The organism is Caulobacter sp. FWC26 (genome assembly GCF_002742645.2).
Lineage (GTDB): Bacteria > Pseudomonadota > Alphaproteobacteria > Caulobacterales > Caulobacteraceae > Caulobacter.
In genome coordinates, this window is sequence record NZ_CP033875.1 from 4,449,152 (window position 1) to 4,470,224 (window position 21,073).

A 21,073-nucleotide genomic window follows, 5' to 3' on the forward strand; every position below is an offset into this window, starting at 1 on the left:
GATCCTATTTCGTTATATCGGAATAACAGATATATCGAAACCCGCTCGGGTCAAGAGTGGATTTCGATATATCTGTTTTCGGGAACCGTTGGGCGAGGCATGGGCGCCACGCTCGCCGTGAAACCGCCAAGCTTGGCGCGTTCGCGGCGTCTTCGGACAAGCGGCCGCCCAGATCCCGTCGTAAGAGTTGAGTCTCGCGGCGGAGTATCCGCGTCGGCGCGGCGCCGGTGACCGTCCGGGCAGGACCGAAATAGTCTGTACCCAGCCTTGATACGGAAGACGGCGTGAATACATGGCGCCTATGAGAAGCAGGAGCATCCGCTTGCGAGACCAGCACGACAGCCCAGGCCTTCAGCCCCTCGGGCGACGCCTCGCCGCAGGAGGGTTGGCCGCGGTCTGCGGGCTGTCGATCGCCACCGGAGCCCTGGCGCAGACCGACGCCTCGCCCTCCGCACTCGCCGCTGAGGCCGCCAATGACCCGCTGGAAGGCCTGAACCGGGCCTCTTTCAAGCTGGGTATGGGACTGGACCGGGCTTTTCTGGGGCCGATCGCGCATGGCTACATGGCCGTGACCCCGCGCGTCGTGCGCGACCGCGTCAGCTCTGCGATCTACAATCTGGGCGAGCCGAACACGGTCATGAATCAGGTGCTGCAGGGCAAACCGCGCCGCGCCGTGCGCTCCAGCACCCGCTTCGTGGTCAATTCGACGATCGGCGTGCTGGGCCTATTCGACGTCGCAGCCAAGATGGGCCTGCCCCCGCGCGGCGCCGACTTCGGCCAGACCTTCGGCCGCTGGGGCGCGGGCCCCGGCGCCTATATCTACGTTCCCCTGATGGGGCCGCTGAATGTCCGCGACGGCGTCGGCCGCGCGCTCGACATCGTCACCGATCCGGTCTCGATGGTCGCCGGCGGCTTCGACACCGACTTTGGCAAGGCGCGGACGGTCGTCACCGTCGTGGACCTGCGCGCCGCGACGGACTCGGGGTTCAGAGCTCTGAAGGACGCGGCCGATCCCTACGTCACCACCCGCTCCGCCTATGGGCAGTATCGCGAGGCCTTCGTGCGTGAAGCCACCGGCGAGACCGAGACGCTTCCCGATTTCGACGCGCCACCCAGCGAGCCGACCACGCCGTCGCCGCCCACACCCTGATCTTCCCCGGTAGAACCATGCGAAACACCCTCCCCACCCGCCGCCAAGCCAACAAGACGCTTCTGGCCGCCGTCGGCGTCGCCCTTTCGGCCATCGCCGCGCCGGCCATGGCCCAGAGCGGCGCGAGAGACCCCGGCGCCGAGGCCTTCGTGCAGGCCAAGGCCCAGCGCGTGATCAGCGTTCTGGCTAACAAGAGCATGAGCGAGGCGCAGAAGAAGCAGGTCTTCCACCAGGCGGTGGACGAACTGGCCGACGTGCCGCGCATCACCAACTTCGTGCTCGGCAAGTACGCGCGCACGATCACGCCGGAGCAGCGCGCACGGTTCACGCCAGTGTTTCGCACCTACGCCGAGAACGTCTATCAGAGCCGCATCAGCGACTATCGCGGCGAACAGCTGAAGGTCACCGGCTCGGTCGTCCGCAAGCCGGGTGATGTCATCGTCAACACGGTGGTCGCCGGCGGCCAGCTCAGCCAGCCGGTGCCGGTCTCCTGGCGGGTGCTCGGCGGCGGCGCGAACTGGAAGGTGGTCGACGTCCAGTTCAAGGGAATCTGGTTGGCGATCACGCAGCAACAGGACTTCGTGTCCACGATCGACAACGCCGGCGGCAACATCGACGTGCTGATCAACCAACTCCAGAAGGGCGGTTCGGGTCGCCGCTAGGCGCGATCCGAATCTGAGGGACAGAGGCATATGGCTGTGCGCGAACAATGGGCTGAGACGGCGATGGGCGTCGTCGTGCTCGCCCTGGCGGCGGGGTTCCTGACCTATTCGCTGACTGTCGGCGGCGTTCATATGAAGCGCGGCGACTATGAGATCAGCGCCAAGTTCGGCGAGGCCGGCTCGCTGGCCCCCGGCGCGGCCGTCACGGTCGCAGGCGTCAAGGTGGGCACCGTCTCCGAAGTCACGCTTGAGCCCAAGACCTATCTAGCGGTGGCCAAGCTCAGCCTCGATCCGAGCGTGAAGCTGCCCGCCGACTCGACGGCTAAGATCACCAGCGACGGCCTGCTGGGCGGCGCGCACGTGGCCATCGCCCCCGGCGCTTCGCTGGACGATCTCAAGCCCGGCGGCGAGATCGAGAACACGCAGGGTGCGGTCGACCTCTTCGGCCTAATTGGCTCGGTGATCCGCCCGCAAGGCGGGGCGGCGGCCTCGCCCACACCCACCACGCCCAATCCCGCGACCCAGCCGGCCGAGAGCTACTGAGATGACTGCGGCCGAGGCGGCCCGGCGCGTCGCCACCCACCCCGTCCAGGCCCTCGGCCGCTCGGCGCTGGCCGCCGTGCGCTTGGTGGGCGCGGTCGGCGTCTTCGCCGTGCGCGGGATCATCGCCGCCCTGACGCCGGTCTGGTTCGTCAGCCAGCTACGCCGTCAGATCGTGGCGATCGGATTCTTCTCGCTTCCGGTCGTCGGCCTGACGGCGGTGTTCACGGGCGCGGCTCTGGCGCTGAACATCTTCACCGGCGGCGGGCGGTTCAACGCCGAACAGGTCATGCCGCAGATCGTGGCGCTCGGGATCACGCGCGAGCTGGGTCCCGTGCTGGCCGCCCTGATGCTGGCCGGCCGCGTCTCGGCCGCGATCGCCGCCGAGATCGGCGCCATGCGCGCGACCGAGCAGATCGACGCCATGCGCACCCTGTCGACCGACCCATTCCGTTACCTCGTCGCCCCGCGTCTGCTGGCGGCGGTTCTGACCCTGCCCCTGCTGACCGCTGTGGCCGACATCATCGGGATCGCCGGCGGCTGGCTGGTCGCCACGCGGGTGCTGGAGTTCAATCCGACGGTCTATATCCGCAACACCATCAACTTCCTTGAGAGCTGGGACATCATCTCGGGCCTGATCAAGGCGGCCGTGTTCGGCTTCATCGTGGCCCTGATGGGTTGCTATCACGGATACAACGCGTCAGGCGGCGCACGCGGCGTCGGCCGAGCCACGACGCACGCGGTGGTTTCCTCGGCGATCCTGATCTTCGCCTCGGACTACCTCCTGACCACCCTTTTCACGCACATGTCATGACCAGCCCGGTTCCAAAGCTCGCCTGGAAGGGCGTCACCAAGCAGTTCGGGGATCGCAAGGTGCTCGACCAACTGGACCTGTCGGTCGCGCCGGGGCGTTCGCTGGTCATCATCGGCGGTTCAGGCCAGGGCAAGTCGGTGACGATCAAGGCGGCGCTGGGCCTTTTGCGACCCGAGTCCGGCGCGATCGAACTGGACGGCAAGAACATCGTCGGGCTGTCGGAAGGCCAGCGTCGCAAGCTGTTCTCGCGCGTCGGCGTGCTGTTTCAGGGCGCGGCCCTGTTCGACAGCCTGACCATCTGGGAGAATGTCGCCTTCCGCTTGATCAACGCCGACGGCGTGCCCCGGCGAAAGGCCCGTGAGCGGGCGATCGAGGCGTTGGAGCAGGTTCGTCTGTCCGCCGATGTCGCCGACCGTTTTCCCTCCGAGCTGTCGGGCGGCATGCAAAAGCGCGTCGGCCTGGCCCGCGCCGTGGTGGCTCAGCCCGAGATTCTGTTCTTCGACGAACCGACCACGGGTCTTGATCCCATTACGGCGGCGGCGATCAATCAGCTGATCTCGGATCAGGTTCGACGCCTGGGCTCGACCGCGGTGTCGATCACCCACGATCTGGCCTCGGCGCAGACGATCGGCGACGAGATCGCCATGCTGCACGACGGGCGCATCATCTGGCGCGGACCCGCCTCCGAGCTGGCCACCACCGACAATCCCTATGTCCGCCAGTTCGTCGAAGGACGAGCCGAGGGCCCGATTTCCCACACGGCGTAGCAGACAGGCTCTAGACCGCGTCCCGGAGCGTATCGGCCAGGAGCCGGCCCTCAACGCCGCGGCTGGAGCCGGCCCGCCAGGCCACGACGATCTCGCGGCTGGAATGGGCCGCAGCCAGCGGACGGACGGTCACCGCCGCCTTGTCGGTCAAGCCTGCCTGCACGGCCATCTTGGGCAGAAACGAAACGCCCAGCCCCGATCCGATCATCTGCACCAACGTCGGCAGGGAGGTCGCCGCAAAGGTCTCTTCCTCGCCGACCCCTCGCGGCGGCTCCAGCCCGCACGCGGCCAAGGCGTGGTCGCGCAGGCAGTGGCCATCCTCCAGCAGGATCAGATCCTCGCCGGCGAGACTGTCGGGGTCCACCCGGGTCGAGGCCGCCATCGGATGGTTGGCGGGCGCGGCGGCCAGAAGTTCGTCGTCCTCGACATGGGCCCAGTCCAGGCCGCTCATGTCGTACGGCAGAGCGATCAGCGCCGCGTCCAGCGCGCCCGTCTTCAAGGCGCTGATCAGCCGATGGGTGAGGTCCTCGCGTAGAAACAGCCTCAGTTTCGGAAAACGGTCCCGCAGCACGGGCAGAGCGCGCGGCAGGAGATAGGGCGCCACGGTCGGGATCACGCCCAAGCGGAAGCGGCCGGCCAGTGGCTGGCCGGCGCCCCGCGCGGCCTGAACCAGATCCTCGGCCCGGGCCAGAATATCCTCGGCCCGCCGGACAGCCTCCTGGCCGGCGGCGGTCAGGATCACGCCGGACCGCGCCCGGTCGACGACCGGCGCCCCCAGAATCTTCTCCAGTTCCTGGATGCCCGCCGACAGGGTCGGCTGGGTGACGTGCGCGTTCTCGGCCGCGCGGCTGAAGGAGCCATGCTCGGACAGAAGCTTCAGGTACTGGAGTTGGCGCAGCGTGGGCAGGAGCATGGCCGCCATATAGGGCCGCCCTATTCATTCGACAAAGACTATCGAGGGGACCGGCGGGGCGCCTTGTCTCCGACGAGTGCGTCGAGCTACCGGGACAAGGCGCTTGGCCCGATGTTATCGCCTGCCGCACGACGGTTAAGCGGAGTCAGCCATGTCGATCGAGTTTCTGCGCGCGCAACTCCCCGACTACGCCCGGGACCTCTCCACCAACCTGGCCTTGCTGGCGGACGACGCCACGCTGGACAAGGCGGCGCACTGGGGCTGCTTCATCGCCAGCGCGCACGCCGTGGGCGAACCCCTGACCTTGCGCGCGGTCGAGGACGCGGCCAAGGCAGGCGGCGCCTCTCCGGACGCCATCGACGCGGCCCGCTCGGCGGCGGCGATGATGGCGATGACCAATGTCTATTTCCGCGCCCTGCACCTGATGCAGGCGCCCGAATACAAGGCCCTGCCCTCGCGCCTGCGCATGAACCACGGCGGCCACGCGGACGCGCCGCCCACACACTACGACCTTTGGTGCGTCGCGGTGTCGGCGATCAACGGCTGCGGCGCGTGCCTGGACAGCCACGAGGCCGCGCTTCGTCGCAAGGGGGTTCAGCCCGCCGAGGTGCAGGTCGCCTTGCGTATCGCGGCAGTTGTGGCGGCGGTCGCTCGGACCCTCTCGGCGGAAGCGGCGCTTCGTCCCCAGAATTCGCAGGTCTGAGCCCGCGCCGCGACGCCCGGTCGCGGCGTCGGCCCCTCGACATTCATCTTGTCCGTAAACTAAGTTGTTAACCTCTGGGTAACAGATTCGCGGCGTCCGCCGAGCCGTCTCACTTGAGACGCCGAGGACTCGCATGGGGCGAAGGTGGGCCGAATGAGACTGCTGTCGAAGAACGCGCGCGAGACGAAGAACGGCAAGCCGACCGTGCTGGGCGACGACGCCCGATCGGAGGCCATGCAGCACCAGATCGAGTCCACACAGGCCATCGGCCAGCGCTACGAGACCATTCACGGCGGTCTCGACAGCATCGGCCGGGTCATGGAGCACCTGAAGGCCATCGAGCCGCTGATCGCCGAGATTCGCGGGCCCGTGAGCCAGGAGTTCGAAGCCCGTCGCGCCGAACACGCCGAACTGATCGCCGTCCGCGCCAATCTCGATCAGGCCCAACGCCAGATCGCCGTGATGCAGGCCGAGGAGCGCGAGGTTTCCGCGCGTCTCGCCGCCGCCGAGACGGCTCTTGGCGAGTCCGAAGCCCGCCGCCAGACCCAGGAAGCGGCGCTGGAGGACAACGCCCTCGAAATCGACCGGCTTCGCAACGCCCTGCTGCAATCGGACCTGAAGGTCTCCAGCCTGGACGCCTCGCTGCGCGACGCCACCGCGCGTATCGAGCACCTGGTGCAGGACGTCGAAGGTTTGCGCCTGCAGGCCCAGGACATCGACGCCCGTCGCGGCGAGGCGGAAGCCGCCCTGGCCCGCGCCAACCAGGACAATGCTCTGCTGGGCGAGGAAGCCGCCACGCTCAAGAAGCGCGTCGATCAAGCCGGCCTGGACCTGGCCCGTCTGTCGCGCATCGAGACCGACCTGGAAGCGCAACTGGCCGCCGAACGCGCGCGCGTCCAGGCGATCGAGAACGCCCTGGCCGCCCACCAGACCGACAGCGGTCGCACCATCCGGGGCCTGGAAAGCCAGGTCGAGGCCAACCGCGCCGAGATCTCGGCCCTGCAGACCCGCCTGGAAACGGCCACGGGCCGCGCCGACAAGCTGGAAGAGATGAACGGCCAGATCTCGGCCCGTCTCGCCGACTCCAGCGCCCAGCAGAAGGCGGTGGAACGCCGCGCCGGCGACCTCAATGTCGCCCTTGAGCGTGCGCTCGATCGCATCCGCGCCCTGGAGGAAGAGGCCGACGGCCTGCGTCAGCGCCACGCCGGCGTCGACACAGCCCGCGCCACGGCCATCGAGCGCGCCGATCAACTGGCCAAGAGCGCCGTCGCCCAGGAAAAGGCGCTCAAGCGCGCCGAGGAGCGCGCCCAGCAACTGCGCACGCGCCTCGATGCGATGCAGGAGGCGCAAGACCAGGCCCGCCGCGATCACGAAGCCAAGGTCGCCGAACTGCAAGCGACCATCGAGCGCCTCACCTCGGAGGCCGCCCTGGCCGAAGGGGCTCTGGAAGCGGCTCGCCGCGACCGCTCGCGCCTACAGATGGCGCTGCTGGGCGCCAGCGACGAGGGCGTGGCCGCGACGGCCTAAGCCTCCGTTACTCGCCGAAACAAGACGCCCGCGACCGAGAGGTTCGCGGGCGTTTTTCGTTGTTGAAGCCGATGGCGAAAGCGCCGCGCGTCTATCGCGCCTCGACCGCAGCCTTCAGGCCTTGGATCTGTTGGCCCAGCACGCCGTCGACCGGCGCGGCCAGCTTGTCGAGGCCGCCCCGGAAGTAGCCGCCAACATCATAGGTGACCGTAACCGTCGTGGCGCCGTCCTTTTCGACCAGCAAGATGGTCATCGCGCCGGTGGCGCCAGAGGACTGCAACGGGCCAAGGCCGCCGCTCAGCACCAACTTCTGTCCCGGCGCGGCGTGGACCGTCGTCATGTGCAACACCGAGCCGCCATTGGGCAGACGCTCGCAGAAGCAGCCGCCCGACGCCGCGCCGAGCGACAGATTGGCGGCGGAGCCCGACCAGGTATGCGCCGGGGCCCACCACTTCGAAGGCTGGACGAGAACACCCCAGACGGCGCTCGCCGGCGCAGCGATCGAGACCTGATGGCGAACCTGGAACCCGCCTGGCTGCGCCTCCGTCACCTCGGCCCGCGCGGCCCCTGCGGCCAGCAGCGCCGCGGCGACCGCACCGATCATGATCTTCATGGCCTGATCCTCCCGACCCAAGCTTGGTCGGCGCTGGCCCCTCGCGTCAACTCGCCCCGCTACTCGACGGGCGAGGTGATCGCCGCGCCGCGCGCCTTCAGGCGATCCAGAACGCCGTCCGCCGGCAGTAGAAAGCCCAGATCCACCACCGCCACGGTGGCGCCCGGCCGCCTGAGCGCTTCGGTCATCGCCTCGGTGGTCTGGGCCAGGCCCTTCTCCAGCAAGGCCGCGCCGCCGGGGACATGGGTCAGGCAGCGCTGGGCGGCGCTGGCGCGATAGCGGGCCCGCACCGACGCCAGGTCGCCGTCGGCCCAATCGCGGCCGATAGTGGTGGAATGGGCGCCGTCATAGGCGACCTCGTCCAAGGCCACGCGCAGGCAATAGAGCTGATCTTCCGGCGACAGCTTGCCCGCGATCGCGGTGACCGCGCTCATCCGGTACTGCCCCACGGCCTTGACCTTCAGCTTCCGCGCCTTGGCCATGCGCTCGATCGTGCTGACGGGCTTGGCCTCGGACAGGCCGGCGGCCTGGCGGAAATCCGACAACAGCAGGAAACCGGCCACCGCCGGCTTCCAGTTCTTGTACTCGCCGGCGCCCTTGCGCGCTTGAGTTCGGGACTCGACAAACCGCGCCTTGAGGTCCGGCGGCAGCTGGTCCTCCAGAGACTTGCCCAGCGGCTGACGCAGACCGGCCCCGAACTTGAGGATGAAGCCGGCCATCTGGGCGACGCCCACGGCCGCCTCGGGCGGGACCAGGACCAGACTGGCCTTATCCAGCGCCTTGTTCAGGCGGGGGCTGTTCCACTTCAGCTGATGCGGCAGCGGCGGGGCGGATCCCAGGATGTAGAGCTTGGCGCCGTCCTTCTCGACCAGCCACACGGCCGGACCGGGCGGCTTGGCCATCACCGTCAGCTCGGCGACCACGGCGCTCTCGTCCTGGGCGGGGGCCTGGCCCAACTCGACGGTCGGCGGGGGCGTCGTCTGAGCCAGGGCCGGCGCGGAGACGACCAGAGCCAGGGCCAGCGGCAGGTGCTTGAGCGCGATCATCGATACTCCTTTGCCCCCTGCGTCCTCTAGCGTTTCCTCCGCCGCGCGAGAAGGTGCGGCCGTCGCGGTGGGGCCCGCATATAGAAACGCCGCGACGGCCCAAAAGCTGTCGCGGCGGTCCCGTTAAATGCTCTCCGTGTCGATCAGGCCCCCGGCGGAACCGGGAAGCCGCGCTTGCGCATCAGGGCCCCAATCTTGACGTCACGGCCCCGGAAGGCGCGGAACTGCTCGACCGGATCGATCGTGTTGCCCGCCGACATGATGTTCTCGTAAAGGCGCTTGGCGACGGCCTTGTCGTAGAAGCCGCCCGGGGCCTCTTGGAAGGCCTCGGCTGCGTCGGCGGTCAGGGTGTCGGACCACAGGTAGCTGTAGTAGCCCGCCGAGTAGCCGTCCCCGGAGAAGATGTGCCCGAACTGCGGCGTGCGGTGCCGCATGACGATCTCCTTGGGCATGTTCAGCTTGGCCAGCTCCTCGCGCTCGAACGTGTCCGGATCGATGTCAGCGTCGCCGGCCAGATGCAGCTTCATGTCGATCAGGGCGCTGGCCAGATACTCGGTCGTTCCGAAACCCTCGCCGAACTTGCCGGCGGCCTCGATCCTGTCGACTAGGGCCTGCGGGATCGGCTTGCCGGTCTGATAATGGACGGCGAACTTGTTCAGCACCTGCGGGGTCGACAGCCAGTGCTCATTCAGCTGGCTGGGGAACTCGACATAGTCTCGCGCGACATTGGTGCCCGACACCGACGGATAGGTGGCGTTGGCGTTCAGGCCGTGGATGGCGTGGCCGAACTCGTGGAACAGGGTCGTGGCGTCATCCCACGAGATCAGCACCGGCTCGCCCGGCTTGCCCTTGATGAAGTTGGAGTTGTTCGAGACGATCGTGGTGATCTCACCCTTGAACCGCTCCTGGCCGCGATAAGCGTTCATCCAGGCGCCCGAGCGCTTGCCGGGGCGGGCGTAGGGATCGAAGTACCACAGCCCCACATGCTGTCCGCCGCGCGTCACCTCATAGACGGTGATGTCCTCGTGATAGACCGGCAGCCCCTCCAGCTTCTTGAATTCAAAGCCGTAGAGCTGGCCCGAGGCCCAGAACATGCCCTCGCGCAGCTTGTCCAGCTGCAGGTACGGCTTCACCTCGTTCATATCGAGGTCGTACTTCGCCTTACGCACCTTCTCGGCGTAGAAGCGGTAGTCCCAGGGCTCGAGCTTGAAGCCACCCCCCTCCTTGTCGATGATCGCCTGCATGTCGGCCACATCGATGGCGACCTGGGCGATGGCCGGCTTCCACACCGCCTCCATCAGGGCCATGGCGTTCTCGGGCGTCTTGGCCATGGCGTTTTCCAGGCTCCAGTGCGCATGGGTCTTGTAGCCCAGCAGCTTGGCGCGTTCGGCCCGCAGCTTCAGGATCTTGGAGATGATGGCGTTGTTGTCGGTCGCTCCGCCGTTGTCGCCGCGATTGACGAACGCGCGCCAGACCTTCTCGCGCGCGCCGCGCACCGGCGACTCGGCGAGGAACGGATCAACGCTGGAGCGGGTGTTCACGATGACATGCTTGCCAGGGAGCTTGCGCTCGGCAGCGTTCAGGGCTGCGGCGGACTTCAGGGTCTCCGGCAGTCCGGCCAGATCGGCCTCGGACAGTTCGATCCAGGTGTTCTCGTCGGCCAGCAGGTTCTGGTTGAACTTGGTGTACAGCCCGGCCAGTTCGGTGTTGATCGCCCCGACCCGAGCCTTGGCCTGGGCGCTCAGCTTGGCGCCAGCGCGCACGAAGTTGGTGTAGTAGATCCACAGCACACGCTGCTGCTCGGACGTCAGCCTGGCCTTCTCGGGCCCGTCATAGACCGCCTGGATCCGGGCGAAGAGCGCGGCGTTCTGATTGATCTTGTCGCTATGCGCCGACAGCTTGGGGTCCATCTCGGACTCGACAGCCTGAAAGGCCGGCGTGCTCATGTTCGAGCCCCAGGTGAAGTAGTAGGTCAACACCGCGTTCAGCGTACGACCGGCGTCTTCCATCGCCGCGATGGTGTTCTCGAAGGTCGGGGCAGCCTTGTTACGAGTGATCGCATCGATCTCGGCTAGGTTCTCGGCCATGGCCGCCTCGAGCGCGGGCTTGAAGTGCTCGACCTTGATCTTGTCGAAGGCGGGCACGCCGCCATAGGGGCCGGTCCACTTCTGGAGCAGGGGATTGGTCGCTTGGGCCATGGCGAGACTGGGGTCCAGGGCGGTGATCGCGCCGACGGCGGCGGCCGAGGCGAGGAAGGTACGGCGTTGCACGGAAAGCCTCCGAAAGCGGTTTGGCGGCGACCCTAGAGGAAGGCGGGCCAGCCGTCACATGACGGGACGGTAACCTCGCACGACGCGTGGACGGAAGCCCCGCGCAACGCTAAACCTGCCCCATGATCGGCGTCTTTGACTCTGGCGTGGGCGGCCTCTCGGTCCACCGCGCCCTCGTGCAGCGTCTGCCCCAGGCGGACTTCACCTATCTGGCTGACCAGGCGAACGCGCCCTACGGCGTGCGGACCGGCGAGGACATCGTCGAGCTGACCAAGGCCGGCTGCGTGCGGCTGTTCGATCGCGGCGCCAGTCTGGTCGTTTTGGCCTGCAACACGGCCTCGGCCATCGCCCTGCGCCGCCTGCAGCAAACCTGGTTGCCCGGCTACCGCAAGGAGATCGGCCGTCCGGTGAACATCCTCGGCATCATCGTGCCGACCATTGAGAAGGCTACGGGCCTGCCCTGGGAGCATGAGGCCGAGCGTCGCGGTGAAAAGGTACAGCAGCTGGACATTCTGGGCGTCTTCGCAACCCAGGCCACGGTGCGCTCGCGCGTCTATGAGATCGAGATCGATAAGCGCAAACAGGATCTGGCGGTGTTCTCCGAGGCGTGCCCGGAACTGGTCCCGCTGATCGAAGGCGACGCCAGCGTCGTCGAGATCGCCAAGGCTGTTGAGACCCACGTCCAGGCCCTGAAAACCCGCATCGGCCGCTATCCGGACCGTGTCGTGCTGGGCTGCACCCACTATGAAATCATCGCCGACGTCTTCCGCGCCGCCCTGCCCGCGGGAACCCCGCTGATCCAGCAGCCGGCGGCCACGGCCGAAGGCTTGGCCCTCTATCTGGAGCGCCACCCCGAATATGATCCGGGGACGGGCGGCGGCTGCGTCTTCCTGACAACCGGAACGCCGGGTCCGCAGAACGGCCTGGTCCAGAGCTTCTGGGGCGCCCCGCTGGCGTTCGAGGCGGCTTAACGGCTCAGACAGGTCCGCTTTCGACGGCCATGCTTAAGACGGCTGTCGACCCATACTTGCCCCTTCCGCGCCTTCGGCGCTCCTCTCCCGGAGGGGGAAGAAGGGGCGCGAACCTTCCGCCCCCTGTGGGGGCGTAAGGCCTGCAAGACCGCGACGTCATGACCAGCGTCCTAACGGACGTCGTAAACAGCCCTTAACGCTCTTCGGGCACAACATCGCGGTTCGACCGGTTCCGCCGGTCCCGAGATACGTTGTTGAGTTCGGAGACTTTTCATGGCGCGAGCCGCGCGGCGATCCACGACGGAGCTCCTTTGGGATGCGCTCCGTTATGGCTGGGCCCAGCCCTGGACGGCCCGGTTCCGGGGCGGGATCGTCACCGTCGTCGGGGCGATCCTGCTGCTGGCCATCGCCACCTACAACGCGACCGATCCGAGCTTCAACGCTGTCACGGACGAGCCGGCCCGCAACGCCCTGGGCGGCCTGGGCGCGGCGATTTCAGACATTCTGATGCAGTCCCTGGGCCTGTCGGCGTGGGGCATCGCGCTGCTGATGCTGGTGTTCGGCGTCACCCGCGTGGCGCAAGCCGACCCGGACGCGGACCGCAAGGACCTGCGCCAGCGGGCGCTGATCGGGGCGCTGGGCCTTCTGGCGCTGTCGGCCGTGCTGGCCGCTCCGCCGCCGCCCGCCATCTGGCAGCTGGAAAAGGGTCTGGGCGGCTTCTGGGGCGACTCCCTGCTGCACATGGTGGCCGCCGTCCTGCGGTTCGCCCATATCCCCGGCGCGACGATCATCGCCGCCGTCCTGTTCGGGATCGCCGCCATCGCAGCCTTGGGGTTCGCCATCGGCGTGCGCGAGGTCGATCCCGACGCCATCCATGCCGCCGTCAGCAACGCCTTGCAGCCCCGCGCCCGTCCCGAGCCCGAGCCTGAGCCCGTGCCGGCGCCCAAGCCCGTCCGCGCCAAGCGCGAAAAGGCGGAGGCGGCTCCCAAACGCCCCGGTCGCCTGCCGCCGCTTGAGGCCGAAGACGACGAAACGCCGATCGCCGCAGCGCAACCGGCCACCGCGCCGCGCGCCTATACCCCACCGCCGGTTCAGGACGACGAAGACGACTTCGAAGACAGCCTGGACGCCCGGCCCATGGCCATCGCCAAGCCCAAGGGGACGGTGAAGGAGTCTGGTCGCGAGCAGCGCGAACAGCAGAAGGCGTTCGACTTCGAGGAAGACGCTGGCTTCCAGCTGCCGGAACTGGCCATGCTGGCCAAGTCCAAGCCGCGTTCGTCCGAGGTGGACGCTGCGGCTCTGCGCCAGAACGCCAGGCTGCTGGAGAGCGTGCTGGCCGAGTTCGGCGTCAAGGGTCAGATCGACCAGATCCGCCCCGGCCCCGTGGTCACCATGTACGAGCTGGTGCCAGCGCCAGGCGTGAAGACCGCGCGTGTCGTGGCCCTGGCCGATGATATCGCCCGCTCGATGAGCGTGATCTCCTGCCGCGTCGCCGTGGCCCAGGGCCGCAACGCCATCGGCATCGAAATGCCCAACCAGCGTCGCGAGACGGTCTATCTGCGCGATCTGCTGTCCAGCGCCGACTACGAGAAGGCCAGCCAGATCCTGCCCATGGCGCTGGGTGAGACCATCGGCGGCGAACCCTATATCGCCGACCTGGCCAAGATGCCCCACCTGTTGATCGCCGGCACCACCGGCTCGGGCAAGTCGGTCGGCGTCAACGCCATGATCCTGTCGATCCTGTACAAGCTGCCGCCCGAGAAATGCCGCTTCATCATGGTCGACCCCAAGATGCTAGAGCTGAGCGTTTACGACGGCATCCCGCACCTGCTCGCGCCCGTCGTCACCGATCCGAAGAAGGCCGTCGTGGCCCTGAAGTGGACGGTCCGCGAGATGGAGGACCGCTATCGCCGCATGTCCAAGATCGGCGTGCGCAACATCGGCGGCTATAACGAGAAGGCCAACGAGGCGGCCGCCAAGGGCGAGCACTTCGAGCGCACGGTCCAGACCGGCTTCGACGACGCCGGCCGGCCGATCTACGAGACCGAGCAGATCCGCCCAGAGCCGATGCCCTATCTCGTCGTGGTCATCGACGAGGTCGCCGACCTGATGATGGTGGCCGGCAAGGACATCGAAGGCGCCGTGCAGCGTCTGGCCCAGATGGCCCGCGCCGCCGGCATCCACCTGATCATGGCCACCCAGCGGCCCTCGGTCGACGTCATCACCGGCACCATCAAGGCCAACTTCCCGACCCGGATCAGCTTCCAGGTCACCAGCAAGATCGACGCCCGCACCATCCTGGGCGAGCAGGGCGCCGAGCAGCTGCTGGGCCAGGGCGACATGCTCTACATGGCCGGCGGCGGGCGCATCACCCGCCTGCACGGTCCGTTCGTGTCGGACGGCGAGGTCGAGCAGGTCGCAAAATTCCTGCGCGACCAGGGCATTCCGCAGTATCTGGAAGAAGTCACCGCCGGCGGCGACGAGGAACAGGAAGAAGCCATCGAGGGCGCGTTCTCGGGCGAAGGCGGCGCCAACGACCTCTACGATCACGCGGTCGCCGTGGTCACCCGCGACCGCAAGGCCTCGACCAGCTACATCCAGCGCCGCCTGCAGATCGGCTACAACCGCGCCGCCTCGCTGATGGAGCGGATGGAGAAGGAAGGGGTCGTCGGCGCCGCCAACCACGCCGGCAAGCGCGAGATCCTGGCGCCGCCGCCCCCGCCGCTGTGATTTTCATCCCGATCTTCCCGGCGAAGGCCGGGATCCAGATGCCAAGGCGGCTGTGTCCCGAAAGGATCACAAGTGTCTTTGCCTGCGCCTTGCAGCTCTACGATCTGGGCCCCGGCCTTCGCCGGGGAGGTCGGGTAAAAATGAAGCAACCTTCGCCTTGGCTGCGGCGTTCCGCACGCTCCCAACCTGAACAAGGCTTCATCGGGCCGCCGGAAAATGGCCTTGCGGCGGCCTTCGCGGAGGCCAAGGTTGAGGCTAAGGAGTCCATATGACGACACGCCGTACCCTCCTGGCGGCCGGCCTCGCCGCCGCCCTCGCCTCGCCCGCCCTGGTCTCCCCGGCCTGGGCCCAGGGCTCGACCGCGCCGGTTCCGGCCAAGCTGACCGCCGAGCAGAAGGCCCTGCTGGACAAGGCCACCGCCTACATTCAGGGGCTATCCTCGGCGAAAGGTCGTTTCGTACAGACCGATCAGCGCGGAACCCAGACTCAAGGGACCTTCTACCTGCAGCGTCCCGGCAAGGCGCGGTTCGCCTATGACCCGCCTGCGGGCCTGCTGGTCGTCAGCAACGGCAATAACGTCAACATCTTCGACAGCCGGCTGAAGACTTATGAGAGCTATCCGCTCAGCAAGACGCCGCTGAACCTGCTGCTGGCGCGCGAAGTCCGCCTGGACCGAGGCGTGGTGATCACCGACGTGCGCCCGCTGGCCGATGGCTTCACGATTGTGGCTCAGGACGCCAAGCGGCAGGCCTTGGGCCGCATCTCGATCGATTTTTCCAACAGCCCCGTCGGCCTGATGGGCTGGACGGTCACCGATATCAAGGGCGGTCAGATCCGGGTTCGCCTCGCCGATTTCGCCGAGACGGCGGATCTCGATCCCAAGCTCTTTGTCCTGACCGACCCCCGCCGCAAGGTGGGTAAGCCCTGACCCGGACGAATTGTGACATTCTCACAACAGGCAAGAATCAACCGACATTCCGCTTGACTAAAAATTAGGACGTGGCATATTTAACACGCATGGCGATGAGCGACCGACCCGCTCCTCGCGAACCGTGCCGGATCCTATCCCCTCCCGGCGGCGGCATGAGAGACTAGACTTTCGCCCCAGCGCTCGATGCGCTGGGGCGTTTTTCTTGGCGCGCCGACCCAAGGTCGGCTGGGGCCAGCGCTCGATGCGCCGGGGCGTTTTTCTTTTCGGTCCCCGAAAACCGCGATACAGCCAGGCCATGCGCCTCCGTATCGCCACCTGGAACGTCAATTCCGTCCGCCTCCGCGCCGAGCAGGCCGCCCGCTTCGTCGACGAGCAGGCTCCGGACGTCCTGTGCATGCAGGAGATCAAGTGCCAGGAGGGCGAGTTCCCGCGGGAAGCCTTCGAGGCCATGGGCCTGCCGCATCTGAAGATCGCCGGCCAGAAGGGCTGGCACGGGGTGGCGATCGCCTCGCGCCTGCCGATAGAGGATGTCCCGACCTTGATGAACTGCCGCGAGGGCCACGCCCGCTGCGTGGCGGTCAAGGTGGCCGGCGTCGAGATCCAGAACTTCTACATCCCCGCCGGCGGCGACCTGCCGGACCGCGTCGCCAATCCCAAGTTCGACCACAAGCTCGACTTCTACGAGACCCTGACAGCGGCCCTGAAGCAGCGCGACCCCAAGGCGCCCCTAATCGTCACCGGCGATCTGAACATCGCGCCGGGCGAAAACGATGTCTGGAGCCACCGGCAGATGCTCAAGGTGGTCAGCCACACGCCGCCTGAGCTGGAAGCCTTCGAGGCGCTGATCAAGTCGATGGACCTGCTGGACCTGCCGCGCCTCGCGACCCCGGAGCCGGAGAAACTGTTTTCCTGGTGGAGCTATCGCGCCGCCGACTTCCGTAAGTCCAATCGCGGTCTGCGCCTGGACCACATCCTGGCCAGCCCCGGCCTTCGCGACGCCGCGATCCTCGACGGCAAGGTCTCCTCGCGGGTTCACGACGATGTCCGCGAATGGGAACGCCCCAGCGACCACGCCCCGGTCACGGCTGACCTGAAGGTATAGCGCGGCTTCAGACCTGGCAGACCGGGCAGTAGAAGGTCGAGCGCCCCGCCTGAACCTGACGGGCGATCACACCCTTGCAGCCCGACGTCGGGCACGGCTCGCCCTCGCGGTCATAGACACGGAAACGGTGCTGGAAATAGCCCAGCGCGCCGTCGGCGGCGGCGAAGTCCTTCAGCGTGGAGCCGCCGACCTCGACCGCCTCGGCCAGCACGTCCTTGATCGCGGCTGTGAGCGGCGCGAGCCGCTTGCGCGCGATGCCGCCCGACGGTTTGAACGGCGAGATTCCCGACCGGTGCAGGGCCTCGCAGACATAGATGTTGCCCAGACCCGCGACCGTGCGCTGGTCCAAAAGCAGGGTCTTGGGCCCTTGCTTGCGATTGGCGAACGCCCTTTCCAGCGTGCGGGCGTCGAACCCTTCTTCCAAGGGCTCCGGCCCCATGGTCGCGAACCAGGGGTGATGGGTCACGCGGTCGGTCGGGATCAGGTCCATGAAGCCAAAGCGGCGGGGATCGAAATAGGTGATCGTTGCGCCATCCTCGGTCTGGAGCACGACATGGGCGTGCTTGTCGTCGGGCGTGACCTCGCGGGCGAAGTCGCCCGGCCGTACGGTCCCCTCCGGCGCCGCGATTTCGAAGCGCCCGGTCATGCCCAGGTGCATCACCAGGGTGTCGCCCCGGTCGAGCGGAGCCAGGATATATTTGGCCCGCCGATCCAGGCGCAGGATCCGCGCACCCGTCAGTCGCTGCACGAAACCGTCGGGCAGCGGGAAGCGCAGGTCGGGCCGATTGGCGCGGACGTTGGAAAGACGCGCCCCGGACAAAACGGGCTCCAGCCCCCGGCGGACGGTCTCGACTTCGGGCAATTCAGGCACGGGGATCCTTCGGCGGATGACGGCGGGCGTGTCGCGGGCTAATAGCGGACTTAAGATATAGAAAGTCCGGCCCAAAGACGTCATGAGCAACACCTCCGCCAGCTTCGGTTTCAAGGATGTCGACGCCTCGCAGAAGGCGGGTCTGGTGCGCGGGGTCTTCGACCGCGTCGCCAAGAACTACGACATCATGAACGACCTGATGAGCGGCGGCGTCCACCGGCTGTGGAAGGACGCGGTGGCCGCGCGCCTCAACCCGCAGCCGGGCGAAGTGATCATCGACTGCGCCGGCGGCACCGGCGACATGGCGCGCCGCTTCGCGAAGATGGCGCGCAAGGCTCAGGAACGCCGGGGCGGCCCCGACGCGACGATCAACATCATCGACTACAACGCCGAGATGATCATGGCCGGCATCGAGCGGGGTGGCGAACCGGAAATCACCTGGACGGTCGGCGACGCCCAACGCCTGCCGCTGCCGGACGCCTATGCCGACGCCTATGTGATCTCGTTCGGCATCCGCAACGTGACCGACATCGACGCGGCGCTGCGCGAAGCCCGCAGGGTGCTCAAGCCGGGCGGTCGCTTCCTGTGCCTGGAATTCTCGCGGCCAGTCACCGAACCGCTGGCCAAGGCCTATGACGCCTACAGCTTCAAGGTCATCCCGCAGGTCGGCGAGTGGGTGGCCAAGGATCGCGATGCGTACCAGTACCTGGTCGAGAGCATCCGTCGCTTCCCCGACCAACGCACCTTCGCGGCCATGATCGAGGCTGCGGGCTTCAAGCGCGTCACCTTCACTAACTTTACGGGCGGCGTCGCGGCCCTGCACCAGGGTTGGGCGATCTAGAACGGTGGCGACGCTCGAAGCCTTCTGGCGCCTGACCGGCGCGGGCTGGGCCTTGGTCCGGGCCGACGCCCTGATCCCCCGTGAACTGGAGCCGCTGCTTCCTCCGGGCGCCAAGCTGGCGGGGCGCGTCCTTCGCCTGTTCGCGGGCTCGGCCGCGCGCAAGGGACGGCCAGGAGAACGACTGGCGGCGGTTCTGGAACGGCAAGGCCCAGCGGCGATCAAGATGGGCCAGTTTCTGTCGACGCGGGCCGACATCTTCGGCGCGGCCTTCGCCGACGATCTCGCGCGCTTGAAGGATCGTCTTCCGGCCTTTCCGCTGGACGTCGCCAAGGCCGAGATCGCTCGCAATCTTGGCAAGCCGCTAAATGAGGTCTTCGCCGAGATTGGGGAACCTGTCGCGGCCGCTTCACTCGCCCAGGCCCATCCGGCCATATTGGTCGATGGTCGCAAGGTCGCGGTCAAGGTGCTGCGTCCCGGCGTTGAGCGGCAGGTGGCGCGCGACAGCGCCGTGCTCCGCCTGGCCGCGCGGCTCGCCGAGGCCCTGGCCCCCGCCTCACGCCGCCTCCGCCCGACCGAGTTTGTCGAGGTGGTGATCCGCGCCCTGGATCTTGAGATGGACCTGCGCTTCGAAGCCGCCGGCTGCGCGGAGCTGGGCGAGGTCATGGCGATCGATCCCTACATGCGCGCGCCGACCGTCTGGTGGGAGGGTGTCGGCAAACGCGTCCTGACCCTGACCTGGGCGGAGGGCGCGCCGCTGTCCGACCCCGCTTCGCTCGACTTGCCGGGGCTAGACCGCAAGGCGCTGGCCGAGAACGTCACCCGGGGCTTCCTGGCCCAAGCCCTGGACCACGGGCTCTTCCACGCCGACCTGCACGAGGGGAACCTGTTCGTCGCGGCGCCCTCGGCGATCACGGCGGTCGACTACGGAATCATCGGTCGCCTCGGCCCCGGCGAACGCCGCTACCTCGCCGAGATCCTCTATGGTTTCCTCAACCGAGATTATACGCGGATCGCCAAGATCCACTTCGACGCCGGCTATGTGCCCGCACATCAGGACATGAACGCCTTTGCCCAGGCGCTGCGCGCGGTCGGCGAACCGGTCTTCGGCCGCAACGCGCGCGAAGTCTCGATGGGGCGGCTGCTCGCCCAACTGTTCGAGATCACCGCGCTGTTCGACATGGCGCTACGGCCAGAATTGGTGCTGCTGCAGAAGACCATGGTGACGGTGGAAGGCGTGGCGAGACGGATCGACCCGACACACGATCTCTGGGCCGCCGCCGACCCCGTGGTGCGCCGCTGGATTGGCCGCGAGCTATCGCCCACGGCCAAGGCTCGCGATTTCGCCGAAGAGGCGCTACGCGCCATCAAGGCCTTGGCGCGTCTGGCCGACACGCCTCCGGCGCCCGCGCCCGTGCTCGTTGATCGTCAGCACACCTGGCCGCTGCTGTGGTTCATGGTCGGCGCCGCAACGGCGGGCGCTGCGTTCGTGACCGGACTGCTGCTGGGCCGCTAGAGCCGTTCATGATCTTTGCGAAGCGCTCGGCGACGCGAGGACCGCGAGAACCATGGTTGCTCAGCCGACAAGCGACCCACCGCCTCCGGTTCGTTCCGAGGTTGGGGCGAGGCATTCGACGTTGAAACTGCCGACGATTGCTTCGAACAACGCCAGCCTCGGGCCGAAGCCGGCGCCGTTGAGCGCATCGGCGATGTGACCGGCCATATCCGCCAGGATGATCCCCCAGGCCGTGGTTTCCATCACCACGTCCCGGTCGGCGTAGAGACCGCACCTCAACGAGCAGTGCAACCCGTGCTCGGCGATCCAAACGCGGGCCAGTTCGACCGCGTTGGCGTCGCGAAGGGCGGCGGGCGGTAAGGCGCGTACATCCATCAGAGATCTCCGCGAGCAGAACACCGAACAGTCGAGCGCCGCTAGCCTTCGGCCTGTTCGCGCTTCTTTGAGGCAGACGCGCGCCTCGCCTCCCGCGTCTTCTGCTCATCCCAATAGGCGCCGCCCTCGTCGGGCTTGAACATCGTGCGCGGCGCCCCCTCGCGCGAGACCACCGCGAAGACATTGCCTTTCGGGTCGTAGATCAGCAGGTCCCCGTTCGCGCGCTTGAGGGTCTCCGCGCCTCTCGGCGGATCGCTGACGAACGCGTGAACCTTGGAAACGTAGTCATCGACCGACTTCGCGGCGAAGGTCGCGCCGTTCCGCTCGAACGAGCGCTGAGCGTTCTCCTCTGCCGAACGCGTGCGGTTGGCGGCCCAGTAGGGCTTGCCCGCGACCAGCTTGACCGGCGCCTCGCGAGGATCGTCCCGGCGGTCGTCACGGCCTGACCGTTCGGCCGCGTCCGCAGGCGTGCTATCGGCGGAGGCACGATCGCGACCAGTGGGCGCCTTCACCGCCGAAGCGCCGCTGTCGCAGGCCGTCATCCCCACTCCGACCAGGATCGCCAGAGCGCCGGCCGTCAAATACCGCGCAATCTTCATGATCGTATTCACCAAGTTGCTCTACCTTAGCGATTAATGAACGAAAGCGGAACGCGAGTCGAGTCCGATTTTCGCGTGACGATTGGCTCTGGCGCTTTGACGCGCGGATGGGCATGTGCTGGGAGGTTCGACCAG

Annotated in this window: 19 protein-coding genes and 2 pseudogenes; 13 read left to right on the forward strand and 8 right to left on the reverse strand. The window is 67.5% G+C overall.

Going from position 1 to position 21,073, the window contains the following annotated elements; all coding sequences use genetic code 11:
• Positions 1–292 precede the first annotated feature (292 nt).
• The 5 genes from CSW63_RS22850 to CSW63_RS22870 are packed head-to-tail and all read left to right on the forward strand — an operon-like array spanning position 293 to position 3,933.
• Positions 293–1,150: a VacJ family lipoprotein gene (locus CSW63_RS22850; RefSeq protein WP_062094155.1), complete on the forward strand. Its 858-nt coding sequence runs from the start codon at positions 293–295 to the stop codon at positions 1,148–1,150.
• Positions 1,147–1,812 (forward strand): phospholipid-binding protein MlaC, encoded by a 666-nt coding sequence (locus CSW63_RS22855; RefSeq protein WP_099502946.1) that lies wholly within the window; start codon positions 1,147–1,149, stop codon positions 1,810–1,812. Before CSW63_RS22850 ends, CSW63_RS22855 begins: the two co-directional genes overlap by 4 nt.
• A 30-nt stretch (positions 1,813–1,842) precedes the next feature.
• Complete coding sequence (gene mlaD, locus CSW63_RS22860) at positions 1,843–2,355, forward strand: outer membrane lipid asymmetry maintenance protein MlaD (RefSeq protein ID WP_062094157.1); 513 nt, start codon at positions 1,843–1,845, stop codon at positions 2,353–2,355.
• A gap of 1 nt (position 2,356) precedes the next feature.
• On the forward strand, positions 2,357–3,166 hold the full coding sequence (locus CSW63_RS22865) for an ABC transporter permease (protein WP_062094158.1): 810 nt from the start codon (positions 2,357–2,359) through the stop codon (positions 3,164–3,166).
• The gene (locus CSW63_RS22870) at positions 3,163–3,933 is read left to right on the forward strand and encodes an ABC transporter ATP-binding protein (protein WP_062094159.1); all 771 of its coding nucleotides are present in this window, start codon (positions 3,163–3,165) and stop codon (positions 3,931–3,933) included. Before CSW63_RS22865 ends, CSW63_RS22870 begins: the two co-directional genes overlap by 4 nt.
• Positions 3,934–3,943: 10 nt before the next feature.
• Here the strand turns inward: CSW63_RS22870 and CSW63_RS22875 are convergent, their stop codons facing one another.
• Positions 3,944–4,846 carry a hydrogen peroxide-inducible genes activator gene (locus CSW63_RS22875; RefSeq protein ID WP_062094187.1) on the reverse strand — a complete coding sequence of 301 codons (903 nt, stop codon included), beginning with the start codon at positions 4,844–4,846 and terminating at the stop codon, positions 3,944–3,946.
• Positions 4,847–4,997: 151 nt separating this feature from the next.
• On the opposite strand from CSW63_RS22875, the gene CSW63_RS22880 reads away from it, so the two are divergent.
• Both CSW63_RS22880 and creS read left to right on the forward strand, forming a co-directional pair.
• Entirely contained in the window at positions 4,998–5,549 is a 552-nt protein-coding gene (locus tag CSW63_RS22880; RefSeq protein ID WP_062094160.1) for a carboxymuconolactone decarboxylase family protein, read from the forward strand.
• Positions 5,550–5,702: 153 nt separating this feature from the next.
• Positions 5,703–7,076 carry a crescentin gene (gene creS / locus CSW63_RS22885; protein WP_062094161.1) on the forward strand — a complete coding sequence of 458 codons (1,374 nt, stop codon included), beginning with the start codon at positions 5,703–5,705 and terminating at the stop codon, positions 7,074–7,076.
• A 91-nt stretch (positions 7,077–7,167) separates the two neighbouring features.
• Here the strand turns inward: creS and CSW63_RS22890 are convergent, their stop codons facing one another.
• The 3 genes from CSW63_RS22890 to CSW63_RS22900 all read right to left on the reverse strand — a co-directional run bounded on the left by CSW63_RS22890 (position 7,168) and on the right by CSW63_RS22900 (position 11,005).
• A complete protein-coding gene (locus CSW63_RS22890) occupies positions 7,168–7,689 on the reverse strand; it encodes an SRPBCC domain-containing protein (RefSeq protein WP_062094162.1) in 522 nt (173 codons plus the stop codon).
• 59 nt (positions 7,690–7,748) lie between these two features.
• A complete protein-coding gene (locus CSW63_RS22895) occupies positions 7,749–8,735 on the reverse strand; it encodes a TraB/GumN family protein (protein WP_099502944.1) in 987 nt (328 codons plus the stop codon).
• A 143-nt stretch (positions 8,736–8,878) separates the two neighbouring features.
• Complete coding sequence (locus CSW63_RS22900; RefSeq protein WP_099502942.1) at positions 8,879–11,005, reverse strand: M3 family metallopeptidase; 2,127 nt, start codon at positions 11,003–11,005, stop codon at positions 8,879–8,881.
• A gap of 122 nt (positions 11,006–11,127) precedes the next feature.
• On the opposite strand from CSW63_RS22900, the gene CSW63_RS22905 reads away from it, so the two are divergent.
• Positions 11,128–11,976, forward strand: a complete 849-nt coding sequence (locus tag CSW63_RS22905; protein ID WP_062094164.1) for a glutamate racemase — start codon at positions 11,128–11,130, stop codon at positions 11,974–11,976.
• Between the two features lie 67 nt (positions 11,977–12,043).
• Here the strand turns inward: CSW63_RS22905 and CSW63_RS24255 are convergent.
• Positions 12,044–12,119 (reverse strand): annotated as a pseudogene (locus tag CSW63_RS24255) (hypothetical protein); the annotation flags it as partial.
• 111 nt (positions 12,120–12,230) lie between these two features.
• Here CSW63_RS24255 and CSW63_RS22910 point away from each other — a divergent pair.
• From CSW63_RS22910 to CSW63_RS22920, 3 genes and pseudogenes are all read left to right on the forward strand, one after another.
• Positions 12,231–14,706 (forward strand): annotated as a pseudogene (locus CSW63_RS22910) (DNA translocase FtsK 4TM domain-containing protein).
• Positions 14,707–14,974: 268 nt separating this feature from the next.
• A complete protein-coding gene (locus tag CSW63_RS22915; protein ID WP_062094166.1) occupies positions 14,975–15,634 on the forward strand; it encodes an outer membrane lipoprotein carrier protein LolA in 660 nt (219 codons plus the stop codon).
• Positions 15,635–15,932: 298 nt separating this feature from the next.
• Positions 15,933–16,739, forward strand: coding sequence for an exodeoxyribonuclease III (locus tag CSW63_RS22920; protein ID WP_062094189.1), 807 nt, complete (start codon positions 15,933–15,935; stop codon positions 16,737–16,739).
• Between the two features lie 7 nt (positions 16,740–16,746).
• Here the strand turns inward: CSW63_RS22920 and mutM are convergent, their stop codons facing one another.
• Complete coding sequence (gene mutM, locus CSW63_RS22925; protein WP_062094167.1) at positions 16,747–17,610, reverse strand: bifunctional DNA-formamidopyrimidine glycosylase/DNA-(apurinic or apyrimidinic site) lyase; 864 nt, start codon at positions 17,608–17,610, stop codon at positions 16,747–16,749.
• A gap of 82 nt (positions 17,611–17,692) precedes the next feature.
• Here mutM and CSW63_RS22930 point away from each other — a divergent pair, with 82 nt between their 5' ends.
• Positions 17,693–18,451 carry a class I SAM-dependent methyltransferase gene (locus CSW63_RS22930; RefSeq protein WP_062094168.1) on the forward strand — a complete coding sequence of 253 codons (759 nt, stop codon included), beginning with the start codon at positions 17,693–17,695 and terminating at the stop codon, positions 18,449–18,451.
• Between the two features lie 4 nt (positions 18,452–18,455).
• Positions 18,456–19,964: a 2-polyprenylphenol 6-hydroxylase gene (ubiB, locus tag CSW63_RS22935; RefSeq protein WP_062094169.1), complete on the forward strand. Its 1,509-nt coding sequence runs from the start codon at positions 18,456–18,458 to the stop codon at positions 19,962–19,964.
• Between the two features lie 60 nt (positions 19,965–20,024).
• Here the strand turns inward: ubiB and CSW63_RS22940 are convergent, their stop codons facing one another.
• Together CSW63_RS22940 and CSW63_RS22945 are read right to left on the reverse strand one after the other, a co-directional pair.
• Positions 20,025–20,339 (reverse strand): DUF5076 domain-containing protein, encoded by a 315-nt coding sequence (locus tag CSW63_RS22940; protein ID WP_062094170.1) that lies wholly within the window; start codon positions 20,337–20,339, stop codon positions 20,025–20,027.
• Positions 20,340–20,380: 41 nt separating this feature from the next.
• On the reverse strand, positions 20,381–20,938 hold the full coding sequence (locus CSW63_RS22945; protein WP_062094190.1) for a hypothetical protein: 558 nt from the start codon (positions 20,936–20,938) through the stop codon (positions 20,381–20,383).
• Positions 20,939–21,073 lie beyond the last annotated feature (135 nt).

Coding starts and splice junctions, on each gene's coding strand:
- CSW63_RS22850 (WP_062094155.1), top strand. CDS start 293: ATGGCGCCTATGAGAAGCAGGAGCATCCGCTTGCGAGACCAGCACGAC.
- mlaD (WP_062094157.1), top strand. CDS start 1,843: ATGGCTGTGCGCGAACAATGGGCTGAGACGGCGATGGGCGTCGTCGTG.
- CSW63_RS22865 (WP_062094158.1), top strand. CDS start 2,357: ATGACTGCGGCCGAGGCGGCCCGGCGCGTCGCCACCCACCCCGTCCAG.
- CSW63_RS22870 (WP_062094159.1), top strand. CDS start 3,163: ATGACCAGCCCGGTTCCAAAGCTCGCCTGGAAGGGCGTCACCAAGCAG.
- CSW63_RS22875 (WP_062094187.1), bottom strand. CDS start 4,846: ATGCTCCTGCCCACGCTGCGCCAACTCCAGTACCTGAAGCTTCTGTCC.
- CSW63_RS22880 (WP_062094160.1), top strand. CDS start 4,998: ATGTCGATCGAGTTTCTGCGCGCGCAACTCCCCGACTACGCCCGGGAC.
- creS (WP_062094161.1), top strand. CDS start 5,703: ATGAGACTGCTGTCGAAGAACGCGCGCGAGACGAAGAACGGCAAGCCG.
- CSW63_RS22890 (WP_062094162.1), bottom strand. CDS start 7,689: ATGAAGATCATGATCGGTGCGGTCGCCGCGGCGCTGCTGGCCGCAGGG.
- CSW63_RS22895 (WP_099502944.1), bottom strand. CDS start 8,735: ATGATCGCGCTCAAGCACCTGCCGCTGGCCCTGGCTCTGGTCGTCTCC.
- CSW63_RS22905 (WP_062094164.1), top strand. CDS start 11,128: ATGATCGGCGTCTTTGACTCTGGCGTGGGCGGCCTCTCGGTCCACCGC.
- CSW63_RS22915 (WP_062094166.1), top strand. CDS start 14,975: ATGACGACACGCCGTACCCTCCTGGCGGCCGGCCTCGCCGCCGCCCTC.
- CSW63_RS22920 (WP_062094189.1), top strand. CDS start 15,933: ATGCGCCTCCGTATCGCCACCTGGAACGTCAATTCCGTCCGCCTCCGC.
- CSW63_RS22930 (WP_062094168.1), top strand. CDS start 17,693: ATGAGCAACACCTCCGCCAGCTTCGGTTTCAAGGATGTCGACGCCTCG.
- CSW63_RS22940 (WP_062094170.1), bottom strand. CDS start 20,339: ATGGATGTACGCGCCTTACCGCCCGCCGCCCTTCGCGACGCCAACGCG.
- CSW63_RS22945 (WP_062094190.1), bottom strand. CDS start 20,938: ATGAAGATTGCGCGGTATTTGACGGCCGGCGCTCTGGCGATCCTGGTC.